We start from the raw sequence: 21,745 nt of genomic DNA on the forward strand, positions 1-21,745 counted from the left end.
GTCAGACTCACGATACCACTCACGCATAAAGCGCCCACGCAACCATCGCGCTTCCAAGCGCTTCTACAAAAAGCTATCTCTATGGTAACCGCTTGGCCTGACAGTTCTTATCCACAACTTGGCGGCTGGATACACCAATTTCAAAAGGAAAGGTCCCCGCTTTATTAAAAGCCGAGATAAACATACGAATTGCATTAGAGGGAGTAGTGCCAATTTGTTCGGTCGCTTCAAAAAATCTGTCTTTTTCAGAAGGCAAAATTTTAGCTACCACAGGTGTCATTTTTTCTTGCATGTGCGTCTCTACTTTGTTTTTTGTATTACTTAGTATGATTAAAGTATCCCTCTAGACACAAATAATAACACGGCTGGCGAGAAGACCAACCGTGTTTTTCAAATTCTTATAACGATTCGGTGAGCGGATAATCGGCAGGTAAACAGCAGCGAGCGGACGATTTTCTCGGCAGTCTGCAGTCAACTAGACACCAAGCGCTCATTTAAAAGTCGGCGTTACCCACTGTACGTGGATGCGGCAAGACATCGCGAATGTTATCGATACCCGTCAAATACATGACCAGGCGCTCGAAGCCAAGACCAAAGCCAGCATGGCGGCAGGTTCCGTAACGGCGCAGATCACAGTAGTAGCGATACTCCTCGGGATCCATGCTCAATTCTTTAATGCGCTTCTCGAGAAGCTCAAGGCGCTCTTCACGCTGCGAACCACCAATGATTTCACCGATGCCAGGGACGAGGCAGTCCGTTGCAGCAACCGTTTTTTTATCGTCGTTGAGACGCATGTAAAAGGCTTTGATCTCGACGGGATAATCGTACACGAAGGTTGGGCGCGCAAAATGCTGCTCGCAGAGGTAACGCTCGTGCTCCGTCTGCAGGTCAACGCCCCAACTCACGGGGTACTCAAAGCTGTGGCCAGCCTTGACAGCATCTTCCAAAATCTGGATGGCGTCGGTATAACTCACGCGTGCAAAATCGGAAGCAACCACGTGCTCGAGGCGCGCTTTGAGACCCTTATCGACAAAGCTGTTAAGCATGGCAAGCTCGTCAGGACATTTTTTCATAACCTGATCGATAGTATATTTAAGCATGGCCTCCGAACACTCCATGACATTGCCAAGGTCGGCAAAGGCCATCTCGGGCTCAAGCATCCAAAACTCCGCCGCGTGGCGACGCGTGTTGGAGTTCTCGGCACGAAACGTGGGACCAAAGGTGTACACATCACCAAAGCTCATCGCAAAGTTTTCGGCCTGCAACTGGCCCGAAACAGTCAGATTGGTAGGCTTGCCAAAAAAGTCCTGCGACCAGTCGATACTTCCGTCCTTCAGGCGTGGCGGATCTTGCAGGTCAAGCGTGGTGACGCGAAACATCTCGCCTGCGCCCTCGGCATCCGAGGCGGTAATAATGGGTGTGTTGACATAAACAAACCCGCGCTGCTGGAAAAACTCATGCAATGCAAAGGCAGCGACCGAGCGCACGCGAAAGACGGCGCGGAACAAGTTCGTGCGGCTGCGCAGGTGCTGCTGCGTACGGAGGAATTCGCGAGAAGCTCGTTTCTTTTGCATGGGATAGTCGGGTGACGACTCACCTTCCACCACAATTGAGGTTGCTTGCAGCTCAAAGGGCTGCGGGCGCTCGGGAGTAAGCACAAGCGTACCCGTGATGATAAGGGCGGCACCAACGCTTTGCGCAACAATATCGTCATAGCACGCAAGCGCATCGCGGTTCATAACAACCTGCAGATCCTTGAAGCAGCTGCCGTCATTGAGCATGACAAAACCAAAGTTTTTCATGTCACGCACCGAACGAATCCAGCCTGCTACCGCTACCTGTTGGTCACCGTAGTGCTGAGGGTCTTTATAAAGCGAAGCAATAGTTGTACGATCCACGCAAGCCTCCTGTCATTAAGCGTATGGGCGTCTTTAGGTAGCAGGCGTCCTTAAGCCGCGGGCGCGCCAGCGTCCTAGCGCCTAACGTAGCAGATAGTATATATCATCAAAGTTTTCTTCGAGAATTTCCGTCGCGCAAAAAACAGCACCATTGTACTCGTAATGAATAATCGATGCATTTGACGGCCACTCGTTGCGTGAGACATTCGCAGCTTCTGCATGTTGTGCCGACTCATAAAAAAGCATGCTTATCGCGCCATGACTGATGGCAAGCACCGTGTGGTGGTCGGGTTTTTGCATGATCTGTGTAAGGCAACTGCAAATGCGCTGTTGAGCGTCGCGGTCACGCTCTCCACCAAATGCAACGAGCGTATCACCAACAGACGCATATCGACTGTATAAGAGCTTCGAACTTAGGAATAATAATCCTAGTAGATTACTAGGTTTTATAGAATTTTTTCATCTACACCGCCTGGCTCAACTCGCTCTCTATAATACCTAAGTACTTAGAGCAAGTGCGAATCGGCGGGCGTGAGGAGTTTAGTATGGCACAGCCCTTATTACAAGTAAGAAACCTCGATGCAGGCACCGAGGAGAAGACCATCCTGCATAACATCGATCTTGATATATCCGCTGGACAAACCCATGTGTTGATGGGTCATAACGGCGCTGGTAAATCAACCCTTGGTCACGTGTTGATGGGCGATCCTGTGTACGAAGTGCAAGGCGGCTCCATCGTATTTGACGGCGAAGACATCACCGAGATGCCAACAGACAAGCGCTCGCTTGCGGGTATGTTCTTGTCGTTTCAGGCTCCCGTCGAAATCGAAGGTGTTCCTCTGAAGAGCTACTTGCGCACGATTGTCGATAAGCGCCCCGAGCTGCATATGAAAGCCAAAGAGTTCCGTGGACGCGTGGCTGAGCTTGCGAAGCAGCTCGACATGGATCTTTCCTACCTCGATCGTGAGCTCAACGTTGGTTTTTCGGGTGGCGAAAAGAAAAAGGTCGAAATGCTCCAGCTTTTGTTGCTTAGACCAAAGCTTGCTATTCTCGACGAAACTGACTCAGGCCTTGACGTTGACGCGCTGGGCGTTGTTTCGCGAGGTATTGAGGCTTATCGCGAGCAGTGCAATGGTGCGCTTTTGGTCATTACGCACAACACGCGTATTCTGGAGCGCTTGGATGTCGATACCACGCATGTCATGATTCGCGGTCACATGGTTGCTGAAGGCGACGCAAGTCTTATCGATAAGATCGATCATGAAGGCTTCGAGCAATTTGAGAAATATTTTGAGGAGCACGGTATCGACACGAAGGCAGCTAAATAATGGCAGAACAGGTTAACGACATCGATCGTAGCCTTTATGACTTTGTGAAATCTGAGGAAGGCTACGAGCGCTACGAAGATGGCTTAACGCCCGAAATTGTTGAGTCCATCTCAAAAAAGAAGAATGAACCCGCGTGGATGCTCGACTTGCGCTTAAAGTCACTGGAGCTATACCACCAGCTGGATATGCCCACTAACTGGGGTCCGTCGATTGATGGTTTGGATATGGATCACATTTCAACCTACGTGGCGCCAAAGACAAAGCAGGCAAGGACCTGGGAAGATGTGCCAGAAGAGGTGCGTGACACCTTCGAGCGCCTAGGTATTCCACAGGCAGAGCGCTCGTATCTTGCGGGCGTTGGTGCGCAATATGACTCTGAGCTGGTGTACCACAACATGCAAACGAGCGCTGCTCGCATGGGTGTTGTGTACTCGGGCATTGAAGAGGCGTTGCATGGCGAGTACGCCGATCTTATCCGTGAAAAATTTATGTCCCTCATACCCCCCAACGACCACAAGTTTGCAGCGTTACATGCTGCCGTTTGGTCGGGCGGGTCGTTTGTCTACGTTCCCGAAAATGTGGAAGTGCAATTTCCTTTGCAGAGCTACTTCCGCTTGAATGCAGCGGGTGCGGGACAATTTGAGCACACGCTTATTATTGTTGAGCCAGGCGCAAAGCTCCACTTCATTGAGGGCTGCTCCGCGCCGAAGTATAACGTGGCAAACCTGCACGCTGGTGCCGTTGAGCTCTTTGTTGGTAAGGGTGCCTCGCTGCGCTATTCGACCATCGAAAACTGGTCCAAAAACATGTACAACCTCAACACCAAGCGCGCGCTGGTTGAAGAAGACGCCAATATGGAATGGATCTCGGGTAGTTTTGGAAGCCACGTCGGCTTTTTGTACCCGACCACGATTCTTAAGGGTGACCGTTCAACCTGCGAATTTACAGGTATTTCCTTTGCGGGTGCGACGCAGGATCTCGACACGGGCTGCAAGGTCATTATGGCGGGATCTGACACCAACGCCTCGCTGACGACCAAATCGCTTTCGAAGGGTGGCGGCATTAACACCTTCCGCTCTTCCATTGAAGTAAAACCCAAAGCAGAGCGCGCAAAAGCTACCGTGAGCTGCGCCTCTCTGATGCTTGATGACATCAGCAGGTCCGACACCATCCCCGCGATGGATGTCCGTTGCGAAAGCGCCTCGGTTGGTCACGAAGCGACCATCGGACGCATTTCGGATGACACTATCATGTACTTGATGAGCCGCGGCATTGGCGAGGAAGAAGCGCGCACGATGGTGGTTAACGGCTTTGCCAATCCCATTTCGAAGGAGCTTCCTTTGGAGTATGCCGTCGAGATGAATAACCTCATTAAACTCGAGATGGAAGGAGCTATTGGATAATGAAAGCAACTTCCAAACAGCGTCTTGTGAAAGCAGACGCCAGCCACGTGGACGGTGGCGTTCACACGCTTCACGACGTCAATGTTCCTCCTTCACCAACGTGGAACTATTTGAATATCAACGGCTTGACGATCCAGATACAGGCGCCAGAGGACGCAATGACTGCTACGTCGGGCACGACCACCGAGACATCGCCCGCGGTGTTGGCGCAAGCTCGCGCACACGGACACATGTCTCCCGGTATGGTCGAGGCATTTAAGGGTGTCGAGCTTGGCTGCGGCGAAGATACCAGCAACTGGATTGACGCTCATGCAGACGCATACAAATTTATACATATCGATAAGGGTGCCACACAGACGCTTACCCTTGCCATTGATGACGAGAATCTCGTGGCGACGAGTAACGTTTACGTGGACGAGAGCGCAACTCTCGATCTATGCATCATCGAGTCGGTCGGCTTTAATGCCCAGGCACTGACAAACGCTGCGGTAGAGCCCACGGCTGGCCAAGCGACTGAGCCCACGAGGGCGTCCACCACTTTGGACAGCAAAAAATCCGCAGGTCACAACCTGCGCCTCATCATCGGCGCCGACGCAAAAGTAACACTTCGCGCCTTTATCACAGGAACTTCTCGCACGTATTTGCACAACACAGGCATCAAGCTGCTGGATGGCGCTAAACTTGAAGCGCACACCTACTTGTTATCGGGAGACATGACCTGCGTTGGCTGCGTTCCCGATTTGTATGGCACGCACTCCCAAGCAGAGCTCACAGCGCGCTATTTGGTCGGCGACAAGGAGCATCTCGACATGAACTATGTTGCTCGCATGCGCGGTCATAATTCGCAGTGCGACATGAGCTTCTCGGGCGTTTTGCAAGACGGTGGTGAGAAGACCTTGCGCGATACCATCGATTTGATCCACGGTGCTAAAGGTGCCGCGGGCATCGAGGACGAAACCGTTGTTCTTGCAGGAAAAAACCTGATTAACCGCAGCATGCCCGTCGTGTTGTGTAACGAAGATGACGTTGCTGGCAACCATGGCTCCACTATTGGTGCTATTTCGCCCGAACAGCTTGTCTACCTCACCACGCGCGGCCTGACCGAGGCTGACGCTATTGAGCTTGTCTCCCGTGCGGTCTGCGACGACGCATATCTGCATGCCAATCGCGAGCTTGCGCAGGAACAAGTATTGGCAACCACGCGCCGCGTTTTTGGCGAGAAGGCCGTCAATGACCTACTGCTGGACACCGCTGACGAATAGCTCATTACGAAGAGCAGCTAATCACGTAAGGTACTTTTATGACTCAGAGCACGACATCTTTAATGGAGCTTCTTACAGAAGACATTAGTCGCAACCCCTACAAGCAGGATTTTCCACTTCTTGCGAACAATCCGCAGTTGGCATTTTTGGACAGCGCCGCAACCGAGCAGCGCCCTGCCGCTGTCATTGAGGCTCAGAAACGTTTTTACGAAACGCTTAACGCCAATCCCCTACGTGGCTTGTATCGTCTGTCGGTGCAAGCAACACAGGCTATCGAGAAGGCCCGCGAGCACGTCGCTCGCTACATAGGAGCTGCGCGACCCGAAGAAATTATCTTCACGCGTAACGCCTCCGAATCCCTCAATTTGGTGGCCAAAACACTGGGCGAACAAGTGGTAGAAGCGGGTGACCAGGTGGTTGTTTCCATCATGGAGCACCACTCCAACATCATTCCGTGGCAGCAAGTATGCGCGCACAAAGGCGCCGAACTTATTTACCTGCGTCCTGATAAGGACGGTACGATCACCGACGAGCAAATAAAGGCTGCAATTGGCCCCAAGGCAAAAATCGTTTCGATCACACAGGTATCCAACGTTTTGGGCGTACAAACTCCCACAAAAAATATTGTCGAGCACGCGCACAAGATGGGCGCCTACACCATTGTTGACGGTGCACAAAGCGTGCCGCATGTGGCCGTTGATGTGCAGGATCTTGGTTGCGACTTGTTGGCCTTCTCGGCACACAAACTTGGCGGTCCCATGGGCATTGGCGTGCTGTGGGGTAAGTTCGATATCCTCAACGATATGCCCGTCTTTTTAACGGGCGGCGAGATGATCGATTCCGTCAGTGAGACAGGTGCCAAATGGGCGCCGCTGCCGTACAAATTTGAAGCTGGCACCCAAGATGCCGCCGGTATGTATGCCTTTGATGCGGCGCTGACCTATTTGGAAGGCGTGGGCATCAAGACGCTCGAAACTCGTGAACAAGCGTTGGCGAGCTATTTGTGCGAGCAGTTGCAGACGCTTGATTTTATCGATCTGTACGGACCCGCTGAGCCAAGCCGTCACGTAGGTGTGGCCTCCTTTAACGTGCATGGCGTGCACCCTCACGACGTGTCATCGGTACTCGATATGTCAAATGTCGCCATTCGCGCTGGTCATCACTGCGCGCAGCCGCTACTCACCTGGCTTGGTATTGATAGCTGCTGCCGCGCATCAATCGCTTTCTACAATGACAAACACGATATCGACGAACTTATCGCCGCGCTACAACAAGTAAGGACGCTTTTTAATGCTTCATAATGCCATGCCCCACGGTAGCGCGTCGTCCCAAGGTGGCGCCATGCCCCAAGGCAATATTTATTCGGAAGCGCTCATGGAGCATGTTACGCACCCCGACTACAACTATGTGCTCGACGATGCGACCTGCACTCACGAGGGCATTAACCCTTCCTGTGGCGATGATTTGACCTTACATGTACGTCTAGCTGCCGATAAGACCATCGATGAGACAAGCTGGACTGGTTCGGGCTGTGCAATTAGCCAAGCAAGTGCGGACATCATGAGCGAAGTTCTGGAAGGAAAAACCATTGCGGAGGCCCGTGATGCCTGTGCGCTGTTCGTGCGTATGATTCGCGGCGAAGAAACCGACACGGCTGCCTTGTCGCAGCTCGAAGATGCCAGCTGCTTTCAGAGCATCTCGTACATGCCCGCACGTGTGAAATGTGCTGAACTTGCCTGGCGAACCCTCGATGAAATGCTCAAACAACAACTTGCCGATAATAGCGCTGCTAAGAAGATCGACGAGGCTGCTGCTAACAGCCCCGCAGGTAGATGACGCACATGCACGGAATGTTTTCGACCAAAGGCCGCTATGCGCTGCGTGTTATGGCAGACTTGGCTACTCATGATGGTTGGGTTTCGTTGGGTGACGTATCCAAGCGTCAGGGCATTTCTCGCAAGTACTTAGAGCAGGTCACTGCCGTATTGGTAAAAGGTGATCTCGTCGAGAGCCAGCGCGGCAAAGGCGGCGGCTATAAGCTCAACCGCGATCCGCACAACTACACCTTAGGAGAAATTCTTCGCGTGGCAGAAGGTGGCAGCCTCGCTCCCGTGAACTGCCTTGATTGTAAAAAGGGCACGGTCTGCTCTCACATTAAGACCTGCACCACGCTGCCGATTTGGCGTGAATTAGGTATGATTACCAGCCAATTTTTGGATAGCAAGCACTTGAGTGATCTTATCGTTTCCAAAAATCCTGAGGCTGATATTGAAGCGCTCGCGTCAATTTAGAGCACTGTGATGATGCAAGGCGTCACCCTGCAAGGAGCATCTCGCGTAACGCGAGAAAAGCAATACAGATACAAATCAAAAAACAGACGCCCCACGCTCTGCGAGACGTCTGTTTTCATAATCCCTTGTAATAAACTACAGCTCAAGCTTTAAATAGGTGAACCTGCGCGAACGAAGCTGCTCAACGAACCATAGGTAATTCCCCTCGACGGATTCATGGCTTCAATCGTCGCACCATTGCCAATGTACAAACCAACATGACCAGGGCGCCACAAAATGTCGCCAGGAACAGCCTGCGATGCTGGCTTCGTACAGAACGATGCCTGCGACCACGAACTGTGAGGAATGTTTACCCCGATGGTACGGTACACATGCTGCGTCAAACCAGAACAGTCATAGGCACCTGGTCCCTCTGCACCCCATACGTAGGGCAAACCAATGCATCTGGTGGCTTCCGCAATAACGGCATTACGCCAGTTCGAAGGAGTCTTACCTGGCGCTGGCGGATTTACCGCAGGATCAGACGGACGCGAGGGTGTGTGGTTGCCGTTGTTGCCGGGACGATAGTAATTACCGTTGTTGCGCGCAGCCGCACGACGTGCAGCTTCTGCACGAGCGCGAGCGGCGGCCTCAGCAGCGCGACGCTCCTCTTCCATCTTATCTTTAACCTGCTGGTCAAGATTCTTGACGTAATCTTCCGCTTTTTTGGATTCATCGGCAAGCTTGGCCTGCTGATCTTTTTGCTGCGCCAAGAGCTGCTCTTGCTGTTGCTTTTTCTCGGTGAGGTGCGCATGCTTGGCATTTAAGTCAGCCTGCGCGCTTTTGACATCATGAATGGCCTTCTCGTCAGATTTACTGACTTTTTGCGCATAGTAGATGTTGTTTGCAAGCTCTTCAAAGTTGGAGGAGCTCAAAATAATCTCGAGTATGGAAGTTGAGCCACTCTTATAATTAGCGGCAACACGACCCGAAAGCACTTTTTGAGCTTTTGCAAGCTCTTGTTTCTTGGTGCCGATGTCCTTTTTTGTTTGCTCCATGTCGTTTTTGGTATTGGTGAGCTGTACCTCGGTCTCGTTAAGACGCTCGCCAATTTGCTCAGCCTTTGCATACAGCTGATTGAGCTCTTGCTTTGCGGTATCTAATTTTGCCTTGAGTTGCGCAGAAGTTGGGTCTGCCAGTGCTGGAGAAGGAGGGAGAATCAAACCAACCGTAGCAACTGACAACGACGTCGTCAAAACTGCAGCTACTACTTTTTGAGCTATCTTTCGCGTCATAATGGCCCTTCCTATTAGGGTACAGATATGCAGCGAGCCTATCGCCAAAAGAATACATACATCATACCCAGCACAAGCTTCCGTTACCACTCTTTTTTGATGCGTACATATCCGCAGGTAGATGGCAACAAAATTATGAAGTTCGCCCACAAGGCTAGGTCTAGACTTACTTGAGCTTCAGGGTTACTTTAAACAACGAAGACCTGCAGCTTACGGTCGCAGGTCTTCGTTTTGTATCGGCTATGTCTCGTGTAGGACGCGCCTACCAAAAAGATCGTCTAGTTCCAGCCCTTGCCGTCAGAACCGAATTGCTCGATCAGTTCCTTGGTGCGTGCCACAATAGCCTCGCGACCAGGCTTCAACAGTTTACGAGGATCGTAACCCTTGCCCTGCTGATCAAGGCCTGCCTCGATGTACTTACGAACAGCAGCAGCAAAAGCAACCTGCAAGTCGGTGTTCACGTTAATCTTCGAGATACCCATCTTGATGGCCTTTTGTACCTGCTCAACAGGAACACCCGTACCGCCGTGCAAAACCAAAGGCAGAGGACCAACCTCGGCCTTAATAGCGCTCAGCTGCTCGAAGGACAAGCTCTTCCAGTCCTTTGGATACAAACCATGAATGTTACCAATGCCGCAAGCCAAGAAGTCAACACCAATCTCGGCCATTTCCTTGCACTGCTTTGGATCAGCAAGCTCACCGTCGGAGGTTACGCCATCCTCGGTGCCGCCAATGCCACCGACCTCAGCCTCAACCGAAATACCCTTTTTGTGCGCAAGCTTTACAATCTCTTCGGTTCGCTTCAAATTGAGCTCATAGTTATTTTCCTGAGAACCGTCGTACATAACGGAAGTAAAACCGAGCTTAAGGCACTCAAGCGCCTGCTCGTAGGTGCCGTGGTCAAGGTGCAGTGCCACGGGAACTGTGATGTTCTTATCCTCCATAAGCTGATGAACCATCAGCGAAACAAGCTTGAAGCTTGTCTGCCACTTAGCTGCACCACCCGTGCATTGAATAATCATCGGCGATTGCGTTTGCTCTGCAGCATCCAAAATTGATGACGCCCACTCGAGGTTATTGGTGTTAAAGGCACCAATTCCATAGTGACCGCGCTCTGCACTTTGAAGCATTGCTTTTGCACTAACAAGCATGAAAGCCTCCATCTAAATAAGAGAAAAACCGACTCGTATAAATAGTACTGTAGTTGCGTTGAAATAGTACGCAAAAATATACATTCTATTGCAATTCTGTCGCATTTCTCGTCAGTTTTTGAGCATAAAAATAGAAATGACTTATATACTGAGCACTCAGCTGGCGAGAAGATCGTCCGTTTGCCGCCATCTGCCAACACGCTACCGAAAAAGAGCCTCCACAAAGCCGCCATCTCATGAATAACTCTTGAAAAACGCTCAGAAATCATTTATGCAGCTTTTAGATTAGCTCGTAGGCGTATGATAGATGTGGCGGAAAACCCCAAGCAAGCGGCTTAAAAGCAACCCCGAGGCGCGGCTGAGAAAAAGCCATACAGGCGGTCTCACGCAAGCCTTGCCACAGCTTACAAGCGGCTCAACCTCAGAAGGGCACTGAAGATGGTCTTACGTGTTTTTGTGGAAAAGCGTCCCGAATTTGCTGGAAAAGCCCATGCGCTCCTCGGCGAATTACAAACCATTCTTGGTATACACCAGCTCAAGGATCTACGCATCATTAATCGTTACGATGTCGAGGGCATTTCTCAAGAACTCTTTGAGCGCTGTATCCCGCTTGTCTTTAGTGAACCTCAGGTTGACGTAGCGACAACGGCGCTGCCCGCCACCGCACACGAAGCCGATGCCAGCTTTGTCGTCGAGTTTTTACCTGGTCAATTTGACCAACGTGCAGAGTCGGCCAGCGAGTGTATTCAGCTCATTAGCCAAGGTGAGCGCCCGTCCGTGCGCTCGGCAAAACTGTATTTACTCTTTGGCGACCTCACGGGCGAAGACATTCGCGCGATCAAACATTATGTCATTAACCCCGTTGAAGCACGCGAAGCTCCGCAACAGCTACCACACACACTACAAATGCAGGTCAAGCAGCCCCAACCGATCAAAGTGCTCGACGACTTTTGCGACCTCAACGCATCGCAGCTCGCCGATTTTCTCGACAGGCATGGACTTGCAATGGACCTAGCCGATCTCGAGTTTTGTCAAGCCTATTTCAAAGAAGAGCATCGAGCGCCGACCATCACCGAGATCAAGGTTATCGATACCTATTGGTCCGATCACTGCCGACACACCACTTTTAACACCCAGCTTGACGAGGTTGCCTGTGACGATCCGCGCGTGGAGGCGGCTTTCAAAAAGTATTTGGAGCTGCGCCGTGAGCTGGGGCGCGACAAAAAGCCCGTATCGCTCATGGACATGGGAACCATTGGCGCCAAGTATTTAAAACACACAGGGCAACTTCGCGGCCTCGACGAATCTGACGAGATCAACGCCTGTACCGTGAAGGTTCGCGTGGATGTGAACGGCCACGACGAGGACTGGCTTTTTCTCTTCAAAAACGAAACCCACAATCATCCGACCGAAATCGAGCCTTTTGGAGGCGCGGCGACCTGCATCGGAGGCGCCATTCGTGATCCATTGAGCGGGCGTAGCTACGTCTATCAGGCTATGCGCATCACAGGCGCGGGCGATCCCTTCACTCCTGTCGAGAAGACCTTGCCGGGCAAGCTTCCCCAACGAAAAATTGTCACCACTGCGGCGGCGGGCTACTCCTCCTACGGCAATCAAATCGGCCTTGCCACAGGAGAAGTGCATGAGCTGTATCACCCAGGGTATGTGGCCAAACACATGGAGCTCGGTGCAGTCGTAGGAGCCACACCCCAAGATCATGTTCGTCGAGAAGAGCCCGCGCCAGACGACTGCATCATTTTACTGGGCGGTCGCACGGGTCGCGACGGGATTGGCGGCGCGACGGGTTCCTCGAAGGCGCACACCCACGAGTCCTTGGAGGATTGTGGCGCTGAAGTGCAAAAGGGCAACGCTCCGATCGAACGCAAGCTACAGCGTCTATTTAGGCGCAAAGATGCCTGTCAGCTCATCAAGCGCTGCAACGACTTTGGCGCGGGCGGCGTAAGCGTAGCCATAGGCGAGCTGGCCTGTGGCCTTCTCGTCAACCTTGACGCCATCCCGAAAAAGTACGAGGGTCTCGATGGCACGGAGCTCGCTATCAGCGAGTCGCAGGAGCGCATGGCCGTGGCGCTGGATCCGCGCGACATCGACGAGTTTATGCACTATGCCCACGAAGAGAACCTCGAAGCCACCGTGGTGGCCAAGGTCACGCAGGAAAAACGCCTTGTCATGCAGTGGGCTGGCGAGAAGATCGTCGACATTAGCCGCGCCTTCTTGAACAGCAACGGTGCTCCCAAGCATCAAAACGTGCACGTGGCAGCGCAAAAAGCATATCGTCCAGCGTGGAGCGGTGCTGCAGACGCTGGCGAGGATACGTCCACCACTGGCAAGCGCTGCTTTGCTGAGCGCATGGAGGCACTCGTGCAGGATCTTAACGTGGCTTGCAACAAAGGCCTGGCGGAGCGCTTCGACTCCACCATTGGCGCCGCAACGGTCCTTATGCCTTATGGTGGCTCGCAGCAACTCACACCCGCCCTTGCCATGGTGGCAAAGCTGCCTGTCGACGGAATCACCAACAGCTGCTCGGGCATGAGCTGGGGCTTTAACCCGTATCTTTCTGAGGCTGATCAATATGCAGGCGCCTATTGTGCGGTTGCTGAATCGCTAAGCAAGCTTGTTGCCTCAGGTTTTAAGCGCGAGAACGCCTACTTGACCTTCCAGGAATACTTCGAGCGACTTGGCGAAGATCCTGCGCGCTGGGGCAAGCCTACGGCATCGGTACTTGGTGCGCTGATGGCGCAGCTCGATCTTGGTGTTGGTTCGATCGGCGGCAAGGACTCCATGTCGGGATCCTTCGAGGACCTCGACGTCCCTGCTACCCTTGTGTCGTTTGCGGTTGCGACGGGCAAGGTTGACCACGTCACCTCCCCCGAGTTTAAAGCTGCGGGACACCACGTCATCGCTGTTGTCCCCTCCTATCAGGCTGATGGCATTACTCCCGAAGGATCATCGCTGGTACAGGCACTTGACTTTGTGCAAAAACTTATCGAGAAGGGCGTGGCACGCAGCGTCTCGACCCCAGGCTATGGCGGTGTTGCAGAAGCGCTCTTCAAGATGTGCGTCGGCAATCGTGTGGGCATGAGCGTTGACGAGCACTACAGTGCGAACGCGTTACTGCATGCTGCCTACGGAAGCTTTTTGGTTGAACTCAGCGATGAAGCGATGGGCGCAGCTGGAGATGAAGTGGCGAGCACAGATGGACATGAGCTGAAACTTCCCGAAGCTGGCGAGAAGATCACAATCGCCAAGCTTGGTATGACGACGCAAAGCTATTGCCTTAAGGCCGCGGGCTCGAGCATCGACTTGGCACACCTGCAAGAACTGTGGGAAGGCGCGCTCGAGAATGTGTATCCGTACCGCAGCCAGACCCAAACGACCAAAATCATACGCTATAAAGCCGCAGCCACACCCAAAGCGGCACCCACACTCGCGCTTGGTGCCTTCACAAAACCGCGCGTCATTATTCCTGTTTTTCCAGGTACCAACTGCGAATATGACTCGGCACAAGCCTTTATACGTGCGGGAGCTGCCCCGCAGACCTTTGTGATTAATAACCTCACTCCGCAGGCGGTAGCCGCATCAAGCAAAGCCCTCGCACAACACATTCGTGAATCACAGATCATCATGCTTCCCGGTGGTTTTTCGGGCGGCGATGAACCCGACGGATCAGCAAAATTCATCACGGCCTTTTTCCGCGCACCCGAGGTGACCGAAGCCGTGCGCGAACTCTTGCAAAAGCGTGACGGTCTTATCCTCGGCATTTGCAACGGCTTCCAGGCGCTTATCAAACTCGGCTTGGTCCCGTATGGCGACATTATCGACATCACTAACGACTGCCCCACGCTGACCAATAACGTGATTGGTCGTCACCAATCGAGGCTGGTACACACGCGTATTTGTTCCACCAAATCCGTCTGGCTTTCGCGCTGTGCGCTTGATGAGGTGCACACCATTGCCATAAGTCACGGTGAGGGTCGCTTTGTTGCTTCAGATGAACTCGTGGCGCGCCTTGAATCCGCGGGGCAAATCGCAACACAGTATTGTGACGAGAAAGGCACTCCAGGCATGGGCCTTGACGTTAATCCCAACGGATCGGTCTTTGCTATTGAGGGCATTACCAGCCCTGATGGACGCATCTTGGGCAAGATGGGCCACAGCGAGCGCGCTGGTAAGGTCCTGTATAAAAATGTAACGGGTAATCGCTATCAACCACTGTTTGAGGGTGGCGTGAGTTACTTCAGCGATTAGCCCGTGTTTTGCAGACCCGCTGCGACACCCGACACGGTGCACAAAATCAAATAAATGAAGCGCTCGCGCTCCTCGGGCGTCAAGTGATCGGTCTTCTCGCGAAGTGCCTTTAAGGCATGTACCTGCGTAAGCGACAGCGCGTTCACGTATGGCAGACGCGTGCGAATGACAGGGCCCAAAACGCGACGATGCTGAAGCGGCCACGCATTGCCCGTAATGGCAAGCACCCACTTGCGTGTCAGGGCCATCTCGTTGAGAACGAGCTCGTTGAGGTCACTCCGGTCACCAAGATGTAAATACATGGTGGCAATGCTTTGGTCGGTCTTCGAGAGGCTCATCTCGATATTATCGATAAAGGTGGTAAAGACGGGCCACTCGGCATACGCGCGCTTGAACAGTACAAGGTCACCGATGCGCTGGCAGGCAGAGCCTAGGCCATACCATGCGGCCAGATTAATGCGCGCCTGCGACCACGAGAAGATCCACGGAATAGTGCGCAGGTCATCGAGGGATTTTGCACCAAGGCCGCGCTTTGCTGGACGCGAACCAATGGGCATCAGACCAATCTCGGTCAACGGCGTGACGCACGAGAACCACTCGGCAAAATCTTTTGTGTTGAGCAATGCGCAGTAGTGCTCGCGAGAATACTGATCGAGCTTGGAGGCCAAATCGGTGTAAAGCTGCGTGGTGGATGTGTTGATCTCTTCGATGGAAGGCGCTGACTGCAGCAGTGTTGCGCCAGCAACGGACTCAATGTGGCGGCGCGTAAGTGTAGGATCGCCGTAGCGTGCAAAAATAACTTCGCCCTGTTCGGTCAGCTTAAAGTGGCAGTTAACCGAGCCTTTTGGCTGTGCCAATACTGCACGGTTTGCAGGACCGCCGCCGCGACCAACAGCGCCACCGCGTCCGTGCATCAACACGAGGTCGAGGCGATTTTTTTCCGCCCACTGCGCAATGGCTTGCTGTGCCTGATGAAGCACCAAGGTTGCCGAGGTAGGGCCTGCATCTTTAGACGAGTCGGAGTAGCCGAGCATAACTTCAAGACGGCGATTTGTTTGCTGCAGACGGCGCTGGACCTCGGGAAGCGTGATCATCTTATCCAGAATAGGCACGGCATTGTTAAGGTCCTCTACCTGCTCAAATAGCGGAATGACATCCAGAACAGGAATATCTGATTCATGCGCAAAGGCCATGCGTGCAAGTTCGTACACGTCGGCCACATTTTGCGCACTCTGCGAAAACGAAATAATATAGCGGCGAGCAGCATTAATGCCATTGCGCCGCTGAATGCTGCCGATGGCGCGGAAAGTATCGAGCACTTCGCGTGTCATGGGCGCCAAGGCGCCGCGCTCTCCACGACGACCGTGCTCGTGAATATCGGCAAGCGCACGTGAATGCACGAGCGAGTGCTGACGAAATTCCATCTCGACCAAATTGAAACCAAAGGATTCAACCTGCCAAATTAACTTTTGGACGGGACCATAGGCTTCACGCACTGCACCAGCTTGTGCTAAGGATTCCTGCACAAGACGCAGTTCCGCCAAAAATTGCTCGGCTGAGGTATACATGTAGTCGGCCGTGCGATCAATCGTTGATTGCAAGCGATACGACATAACGATCATGACGGCGCGATGCAGCTCAGAAGCGCTTATTGTTTCGGCGCGAGCGGTCATCGCTTCGCTCATCTCAACCTGGTGATTCCACAGGTTTACCAGCGCCGCAGATGGCTTGGTATACTTCGCATCCAGCGTCAGGTTGCGACCCACATAATAGGTGCGCTGCTTTACGGCAGCCAACACGTGCACTCGGAACTTCTCGGCCACCTCACGGCTGACCTTCGCGGTCACATTAGGATTGCCATCGCGGTCGGAGCCGATCCACGAGCCGGGATGGAAAAATGCGGGACAGACGGGTGGCACGCAGCCGGCCTTCTCGCCCAGTTGCCAATCGTCGAAGCGGCGATACACCTCGGGCACCATGTCAAAGAGGGTGTTATCAAAAATATCAATAATAGTGTCGGCTTCCTCCACCGGCGTCGGCTTTTTGAGCGCGATGGGCGAAGTGCGGAACATCGCGTCGATTTCTTGCAGCATACGACGCTCATTTTCGAGTAGTGATGACCCTCCGAGCGAGGGGCGCTGCTTTAGGAGCTCGGCAATGCGCCTGATTTTGCCCTCGATACCGCGGCGACGTGCTTCGGTGGGGTGCGCGGTAAACACGGGATGAAATTCCAGTCGCGCCAGAAGACTTTGCGCCTTGGCTTGCCCGCACTCGTCCACCAAGCAATGGTAAGCACGGGTCAGGTCATTCGTGGGGTCAAAGCTTGCGCCAGGGGTGACCGATTGCTCGCGCTTGCGCAGCGCATGGACGCGGTAATTCTCTTCGCAAATGTTCGCAAGATGAAAATATGTGGTGAAGCCTCGCATCAAAAGGGTGGCTTGCTCCACAGGAAGGCTGGCGATAAGTTCGACGGCGGCGTCGAAGCTTTCGTGGGTGAAAAGGGCAGCGGGGGTTGCATCGGCTGCGTCGGTTACGTCGAGGTTGGTGGTCTTCTCGACAGCTTCATCGGGGTTCTCGTCGGTAACCTTGTCCGACTCGACGCTGCTTGGTGTTGTCGTTTGCTTTGCGTGCGCTAGGGTGTATGCCAGCAAATCATCGAAAGTTTGACACAGCTGCACATCGTATTCCGAAATGACCTTACGCACGAGGCGCAAAAAAAGCGCCATATTGCCGCGCAGCTCATCGGGGATGCCTGCTTTCGCAAAAAGCGCTTCATCCGCAGGAGATTCGTTGGTAATTGTGTTGTGTGCCGTCAATGAGCTCACGATGCCTCCTTTGGCAAGTCTATCTTTGGCAAATCTATACCACGCACGTAAATGCCGTATAAATCCACTCTCTACTTTAGTAGGATAAAACTTTTTTTGAGGGGCTCTGACTATTCACCACTTTTGCAGATATACGAAATACAATATCAACAATATCCGTATGCCAGCGCTTTTGTATCCTTCGCGGTGTCGCGATTGGGTGCTTCAGCAATCGTCGTGTGACGCGTCAGTCGTACGCCGCGGCACCCGTCGCATGTTAGGAGTTGTTTGTGAACCTTCGCTTTATTATTTCCCCTGCTAAAAAGATGCAGATTACCGATGATATTCCTCATGCAACTTCAGTGCCCGTTTATCTCGAGCGGGCGCTCGCGATGGCGAAAATTCTTAATGCGTGCGACACGAGCCAACTCAAAACGCTTTGGAAATGCTCTGACGCTCTCGCTCAGCAGAATGTTCAAAATTTACCTGCGCTGGTAGACAGTCTGCAAAAACTTGCTACGCAACTCGCCGAGAAGGGCACGGCTGCTGACGGGCAAATATCGCAGCGCGAGCTGCTTACCACCTGCGGCCTTAGCGTACAAAGCGCTGCTATTATCAGCTATAACGGCATTCAATACCAGCATATCGCCGCAAGTGTTATGCAAGCGCATGAGCTTGCGTGGCTGCAAGAACATCTGCGCATTTTATCGGGTTTGTATGGCATACTTCGGCCACTTGATACCGTGTTTCCGTATCGCCTTGAAATGCGGGCGCAATTTGGTCCAGCCCACATTTCGGTAACACGAGAGGCTACGATTGGACGAGAAGACAAACTGCTTCGTGAGCAACAAGCACGCGATCAAGGTCTGCAAGGGCAACAGCTGCGCGATGTCTACGAAGGGTGGGGCACTACCCTAGCCCAAGCGCTCACGAACGAAGCTAAAGACGTGCATATCATGAACCTCGCCTCGCAAGAATATGCAAAAGCGATCACGCCCTATGTAGCAGCCGAAGCAGTAACCACCTGCCTGTTTATGACTCACGATGCGCGGACGGGTCGTCTGGTGCAACGCTCGCCCGAAATTAAGGCTGCACGCGGGAGTTTTATCCGTTGGTGTGCAGAACAGGGCGTCAGCACGACTGAAGATTGTAAACATTTTGCCGACAGACAGTACTTTTTTGATAAGGTCTTATCGGACGAGAAAACCATGGTGTTTGTAAAGCGCGCGTAATGCACGACGCAGTGCGTTATGTCTTACAAACGCCTCAAGAAAGGATTCCTATGCTTCTTGCTATTCCTTACGAAAACAATGAACTCTACCAGCACTTTGGCAATACTCCAGAATTTAAGCTCTACCATATTGAAGATAAACAGATTACGAGTACGGAGCTTTTGCCGACCAATGGTCAAAGCCATGTGCAGCTTATTGGAATTTTGCTCGATGCGCATATTACTGCCTTAGCAGCAGGAGAAATTGGAAGTTTAGCGATTTGCCTGTTGAATGATCAAGATGTCAACGTCTACACGGGCCTTCACGGGAACCCCGATGACATTGCACAAACTATTGCAAAAGGTGAGTTGCAGCCCAACAATGAGCCAACACATCAGTGTGGCTGCCAGCACGCATAAGGTACAGCGGGTAGGGCGCAGCATGCGGCACAACGCACTACTGACGCGCGGCAAACGTAACGCGCAACCGACGTGGCGCGCTACCGACGTGGCGCGCTACTCGTCGTGATGCAGCGGCTTGCCTTTCACATCTTTGGATATAAGCGACACGAGTTTCTCGCCAGACATGCCCAGCGCATCAGCATACCAGTACACTTCGTACACGCGAAGCGCACGCTCTCCTATTTCGACCTTGCTCACAAAGGACTGCGGCGTATCGAGCCGCTGCGCGAGTTCGATCTGCGTAATGCCCTGCGCGAGTCTGATCGTCTTGAGATTCTTACCGATAACCTGATTGAGTCGTATATCCATAGAAAAATTGTTGACTATGTCTTGCTTTAACCCAAAACAGGATATAAGCTACTAGTACTTCCGATATGGAAGAACAACGTAAGTAATGGTCGCCTCGTGCGGCCATTACTTTTTTTGTTTGATGGGGCGCTGGGAGCAGCTACAATGAGTACAGCGAGTCGTATCCTAAAACTATAAAGGAAATTTGTACTCTTATGAATCTTCAACAACTCCGCTATGTTATCGCCATTGCCGAAAGCGGCTCCATGAACTCAGTTGCCAAAACGCGTTTCATATCGCAATCAAGCGTGTCGGTAGCGGTCAAAGAGCTCGAGCAGGAGCTGGGTATCACGATTTTTAAGCGCTCCCCCAAAGGCATTGGCGTCACGCGTGAGGGTGTTGAGTTTTTGGGCTACGCCAGACAGGTCATCGAGCAGGCCGATCTTCTCGCCGGCCGCTATACGGACCCAAAAAATGCCCATCAGCAGGGCTTATCGATAAGTTCGCAGCACTATGCCTTTGTCGTAAGGGCATTCACGAATTTTGTACGCACGCAGCACAACGAGTTTTTTAATTTTACCCTGCGCGAGACGCGCACCAATGACATTATTCAGGACGTTGCGCACTTCAGGGCCGATATTGGAATTTTGTTTACAAGCGCATACAACGAGCGGGCGCTACGGAGCCGCTTTGACGATAATAACCTCAAGTTTACCTCTCTGCATAAGGCAACGCCGCATGTGTTTGTACACAAGGATCATCCGCTCGCGAGCTTTAAGAGTATCAAAATTTCGCAGCTGCAAAATTGGCCGCGCTACACCTTTGAGCAAGGCACGCAGAGCTCGCTGTACTTGTCGGAAGAGCCCTTTGCCTACATTGCACACCCGCAAAATGTCGTCGTCAGTGACCGCGGCACGATGACGAGTTTGCTCGCCAACTATAATGGCTTTTTGATTTCGTCGGGTATTTTATCGGACGAGATGTCTACGTTGATAAAATCGATCCCGCTGCAAACCGATGAGCTCATGAACATTGGTTATATTACGCATGCGCAGCGCAAGCTTTCTGATGCAGCGCAGCTGTTTATCGAGAAGCTCAAGGAGCTGATCACGGAAGCTGAGCTAGCGTAGTTGTGCGCGCAGTGTAGCAAGACGCAACAAAACGGGCGAGCTGGCGTACGGAACGGTGCGCGGATCAGCGTTGTGCGCGCAGCGCCCTAGCCTTCCGAAGGATCCTTTGCAAAGAAACCGATAGCGATAGTACCAGGTCCCGCATGGGTTCCGATGGTTGGCCCCATTGAATGAAACACCACATCTTGCGTAGCCTGAGCATACAGATCGCGGCTCTCGTCCATATATTTTGTCGTAATGCTCATATCGAGACCCGTATAGCCAAGCGCAAAAGGCAGACTAAAGTCGATGCCGCCGCGCTTCTCGATCATTTGATTAAACACTTTGTTGGCATTTTTGGAGCCTCGTGCCTTGCCAATCAAACTCACGGCACCATTTTTTGCCGTGATGACTGGCTTAATCGAGAGCAAAGTACCCACCATAGCTGCGGCTTTAAGCAGACGACCGCCGCGCTTTAAAAATTCCAGAGTATCCAGTACCGCTACCACGCGCAGCTGCGATACGCGCTCGCGCAAAGCGGCAGCGACCTCGTCAAACAACATGCCCTTATCGATAAGCTGCAGACCATACTCAACCAAGACACGAATGCCGAGTGAAGCATTGAGGCTGTCGATAATAGCGATGTCGCTGTCATAGGGCTGCGCGGCGCTTATCGCGCTTTCGTACGTGCCCGACAGACGCGAAGAAATCGTAATAACGATGAGCTGCTCGCCAGCTTCGGTGGCCTGTTTGAACACCTGGTCAAACTGATAGGGCGTGACCTGCCCCGTCTTTGGCACAGCATTGGGATCGGTAAGCATCTCGAAGAAGCGCTTGTGATCAATCTGTATACCATCGTCAAGGTACACGTCATTACCAAATATAACCGATAAGGGCACCACGCTCAGTGCCTTGTGCTCAAGGTCGGCTACATCTGCTCCCGAATCACACACAATGCGAATTGCCATAGAGAACTCCTTTAGAAGCGTATAATACAAA

Annotated in this window: 18 protein-coding genes; 10 read left to right on the forward strand and 8 right to left on the reverse strand. The window is 52.6% G+C overall.

All coding sequences use genetic code 11. The features are described 5' to 3' along the window. Positions 1-79: 79 nt before the first annotated feature. From HMPREF3192_RS01885 to HMPREF3192_RS07110, 3 genes are all read right to left on the reverse strand, one after another. The gene (locus HMPREF3192_RS01885) at positions 80-292 is read right to left on the reverse strand and encodes a type II toxin-antitoxin system RelB/DinJ family antitoxin (RefSeq protein ID WP_066304866.1); all 213 of its coding nucleotides are present in this window, start codon (positions 290-292) and stop codon (positions 80-82) included. Positions 293-494: 202 nt separating this feature from the next. Beyond that, complete coding sequence (gene asnS, locus HMPREF3192_RS01890; protein WP_066304867.1) at positions 495-1,898, reverse strand: asparagine--tRNA ligase; 1,404 nt, start codon at positions 1,896-1,898, stop codon at positions 495-497. Positions 1,899-1,979: 81 nt separating this feature from the next. Then, a complete protein-coding gene (locus HMPREF3192_RS07110; RefSeq protein ID WP_082715555.1) occupies positions 1,980-2,348 on the reverse strand; it encodes a histidine phosphatase family protein in 369 nt (122 codons plus the stop codon). A gap of 95 nt (positions 2,349-2,443) precedes the next feature. On the opposite strand from HMPREF3192_RS07110, the gene sufC reads away from it, so the two are divergent. The 6 genes from sufC to HMPREF3192_RS01920 are packed head-to-tail and all read left to right on the forward strand — an operon-like array spanning position 2,444 to position 8,182. Then, positions 2,444-3,226, forward strand: coding sequence for a Fe-S cluster assembly ATPase SufC (gene sufC, locus HMPREF3192_RS01895; protein ID WP_066304868.1), 783 nt, complete (start codon positions 2,444-2,446; stop codon positions 3,224-3,226). Further along, complete coding sequence (gene sufB / locus HMPREF3192_RS01900; RefSeq protein ID WP_066304869.1) at positions 3,226-4,629, forward strand: Fe-S cluster assembly protein SufB; 1,404 nt, start codon at positions 3,226-3,228, stop codon at positions 4,627-4,629. Before sufC ends, sufB begins: the two co-directional genes overlap by 1 nt. Continuing rightward, entirely contained in the window at positions 4,629-5,891 is a 1,263-nt protein-coding gene (locus HMPREF3192_RS01905) for a SufB/SufD family protein (protein ID WP_066304870.1), read from the forward strand. The genes sufB and HMPREF3192_RS01905 overlap by 1 nt, the downstream gene beginning before the upstream one ends. A 38-nt stretch (positions 5,892-5,929) precedes the next feature. Then, a complete protein-coding gene (locus HMPREF3192_RS01910) occupies positions 5,930-7,192 on the forward strand; it encodes an aminotransferase class V-fold PLP-dependent enzyme (RefSeq protein ID WP_082715556.1) in 1,263 nt (420 codons plus the stop codon). A 40-nt stretch (positions 7,193-7,232) separates the two neighbouring features. Then, on the forward strand, positions 7,233-7,727 hold the full coding sequence (sufU, locus tag HMPREF3192_RS01915) for a Fe-S cluster assembly sulfur transfer protein SufU (protein WP_066305120.1): 495 nt from the start codon (positions 7,233-7,235) through the stop codon (positions 7,725-7,727). Between the two features lie 5 nt (positions 7,728-7,732). Then, positions 7,733-8,182 carry an RrF2 family transcriptional regulator gene (locus tag HMPREF3192_RS01920; RefSeq protein ID WP_066305121.1) on the forward strand — a complete coding sequence of 150 codons (450 nt, stop codon included), beginning with the start codon at positions 7,733-7,735 and terminating at the stop codon, positions 8,180-8,182. A 149-nt stretch (positions 8,183-8,331) separates the two neighbouring features. Here HMPREF3192_RS01920 and HMPREF3192_RS01925 read toward each other — a convergent pair whose 3' ends face one another. Together HMPREF3192_RS01925 and fba are read right to left on the reverse strand one after the other, a co-directional pair. After that, positions 8,332-9,456, reverse strand: coding sequence for a C40 family peptidase (locus tag HMPREF3192_RS01925; RefSeq protein ID WP_066304873.1), 1,125 nt, complete (start codon positions 9,454-9,456; stop codon positions 8,332-8,334). Between the two features lie 278 nt (positions 9,457-9,734). Further along, positions 9,735-10,607, reverse strand: a complete 873-nt coding sequence (gene fba, locus HMPREF3192_RS01930; protein WP_066304874.1) for a class II fructose-1,6-bisphosphate aldolase — start codon at positions 10,605-10,607, stop codon at positions 9,735-9,737. A 438-nt stretch (positions 10,608-11,045) separates the two neighbouring features. Here fba and HMPREF3192_RS01935 point away from each other — a divergent pair, with 438 nt between their 5' ends. Continuing rightward, positions 11,046-14,873 (forward strand): phosphoribosylformylglycinamidine synthase, encoded by a 3,828-nt coding sequence (locus tag HMPREF3192_RS01935; RefSeq protein ID WP_066304877.1) that lies wholly within the window; start codon positions 11,046-11,048, stop codon positions 14,871-14,873. Here the strand turns inward: HMPREF3192_RS01935 and HMPREF3192_RS01940 are convergent. After that, complete coding sequence (locus tag HMPREF3192_RS01940; protein WP_082715586.1) at positions 14,870-17,599, reverse strand: phosphoenolpyruvate carboxylase; 2,730 nt, start codon at positions 17,597-17,599, stop codon at positions 14,870-14,872. The two genes, HMPREF3192_RS01935 and HMPREF3192_RS01940, sit on opposite strands and share 4 nt — an antisense overlap. A 368-nt stretch (positions 17,600-17,967) precedes the next feature. On the opposite strand from HMPREF3192_RS01940, the gene HMPREF3192_RS01945 reads away from it, so the two are divergent. Further along, complete coding sequence (locus HMPREF3192_RS01945) at positions 17,968-18,909, forward strand: YaaA family protein (RefSeq protein WP_066304879.1); 942 nt, start codon at positions 17,968-17,970, stop codon at positions 18,907-18,909. A gap of 50 nt (positions 18,910-18,959) precedes the next feature. Beyond that, positions 18,960-19,307, forward strand: a complete 348-nt coding sequence (locus HMPREF3192_RS01950; RefSeq protein ID WP_066304880.1) for a NifB/NifX family molybdenum-iron cluster-binding protein — start codon at positions 18,960-18,962, stop codon at positions 19,305-19,307. 96 nt (positions 19,308-19,403) lie between these two features. Here HMPREF3192_RS01950 and HMPREF3192_RS01955 read toward each other — a convergent pair whose 3' ends face one another. Continuing rightward, the gene (locus HMPREF3192_RS01955; RefSeq protein WP_066304882.1) at positions 19,404-19,658 is read right to left on the reverse strand and encodes a helix-turn-helix domain-containing protein; all 255 of its coding nucleotides are present in this window, start codon (positions 19,656-19,658) and stop codon (positions 19,404-19,406) included. Positions 19,659-19,852: 194 nt separating this feature from the next. On the opposite strand from HMPREF3192_RS01955, the gene HMPREF3192_RS01960 reads away from it, so the two are divergent. Further along, positions 19,853-20,767 carry a LysR family transcriptional regulator gene (locus tag HMPREF3192_RS01960; RefSeq protein WP_066304883.1) on the forward strand — a complete coding sequence of 305 codons (915 nt, stop codon included), beginning with the start codon at positions 19,853-19,855 and terminating at the stop codon, positions 20,765-20,767. Between the two features lie 86 nt (positions 20,768-20,853). On the opposite strand, the gene HMPREF3192_RS01965 is transcribed toward HMPREF3192_RS01960, so the two are convergent. Beyond that, complete coding sequence (locus HMPREF3192_RS01965) at positions 20,854-21,714, reverse strand: DegV family protein (RefSeq protein ID WP_066304885.1); 861 nt, start codon at positions 21,712-21,714, stop codon at positions 20,854-20,856. Positions 21,715-21,745 lie beyond the last annotated feature (31 nt).

It is taken from the genome of Atopobium deltae (genome assembly GCF_001552785.1).
Classification (GTDB): domain Bacteria; phylum Actinomycetota; class Coriobacteriia; order Coriobacteriales; family Atopobiaceae; genus Atopobium; species Atopobium deltae.

Bases quoted from the DNA above. Each gene is read 5' to 3' on its own strand.
- HMPREF3192_RS01925 (WP_066304873.1), bottom strand. From the start codon at position 9,456: ATGACGCGAAAGATAGCTCAAAAAGTAGTAGCTGCAGTTTTGACGACG.
- HMPREF3192_RS01935 (WP_066304877.1), top strand. From the start codon at position 11,046: ATGGTCTTACGTGTTTTTGTGGAAAAGCGTCCCGAATTTGCTGGAAAA.
- HMPREF3192_RS01950 (WP_066304880.1), top strand. From the start codon at position 18,960: ATGCTTCTTGCTATTCCTTACGAAAACAATGAACTCTACCAGCACTTT.
- sufU (WP_066305120.1), top strand. From the start codon at position 7,233: ATGCCCCAAGGCAATATTTATTCGGAAGCGCTCATGGAGCATGTTACG.
- fba (WP_066304874.1), bottom strand. From the start codon at position 10,607: ATGCTTGTTAGTGCAAAAGCAATGCTTCAAAGTGCAGAGCGCGGTCAC.
- sufB (WP_066304869.1), top strand. From the start codon at position 3,226: ATGGCAGAACAGGTTAACGACATCGATCGTAGCCTTTATGACTTTGTG.
- HMPREF3192_RS01965 (WP_066304885.1), bottom strand. From the start codon at position 21,714: ATGGCAATTCGCATTGTGTGTGATTCGGGAGCAGATGTAGCCGACCTT.
- HMPREF3192_RS01910 (WP_082715556.1), top strand. From the start codon at position 5,930: ATGACTCAGAGCACGACATCTTTAATGGAGCTTCTTACAGAAGACATT.
- HMPREF3192_RS01905 (WP_066304870.1), top strand. From the start codon at position 4,629: ATGAAAGCAACTTCCAAACAGCGTCTTGTGAAAGCAGACGCCAGCCAC.
- HMPREF3192_RS01960 (WP_066304883.1), top strand. From the start codon at position 19,853: ATGAATCTTCAACAACTCCGCTATGTTATCGCCATTGCCGAAAGCGGC.
- HMPREF3192_RS01940 (WP_082715586.1), bottom strand. From the start codon at position 17,599: ATGGCGCTTTTTTTGCGCCTCGTGCGTAAGGTCATTTCGGAATACGAT.
- HMPREF3192_RS01885 (WP_066304866.1), bottom strand. From the start codon at position 292: ATGCAAGAAAAAATGACACCTGTGGTAGCTAAAATTTTGCCTTCTGAA.
- sufC (WP_066304868.1), top strand. From the start codon at position 2,444: ATGGCACAGCCCTTATTACAAGTAAGAAACCTCGATGCAGGCACCGAG.
- HMPREF3192_RS01955 (WP_066304882.1), bottom strand. From the start codon at position 19,658: ATGGATATACGACTCAATCAGGTTATCGGTAAGAATCTCAAGACGATC.
- HMPREF3192_RS01920 (WP_066305121.1), top strand. From the start codon at position 7,733: ATGCACGGAATGTTTTCGACCAAAGGCCGCTATGCGCTGCGTGTTATG.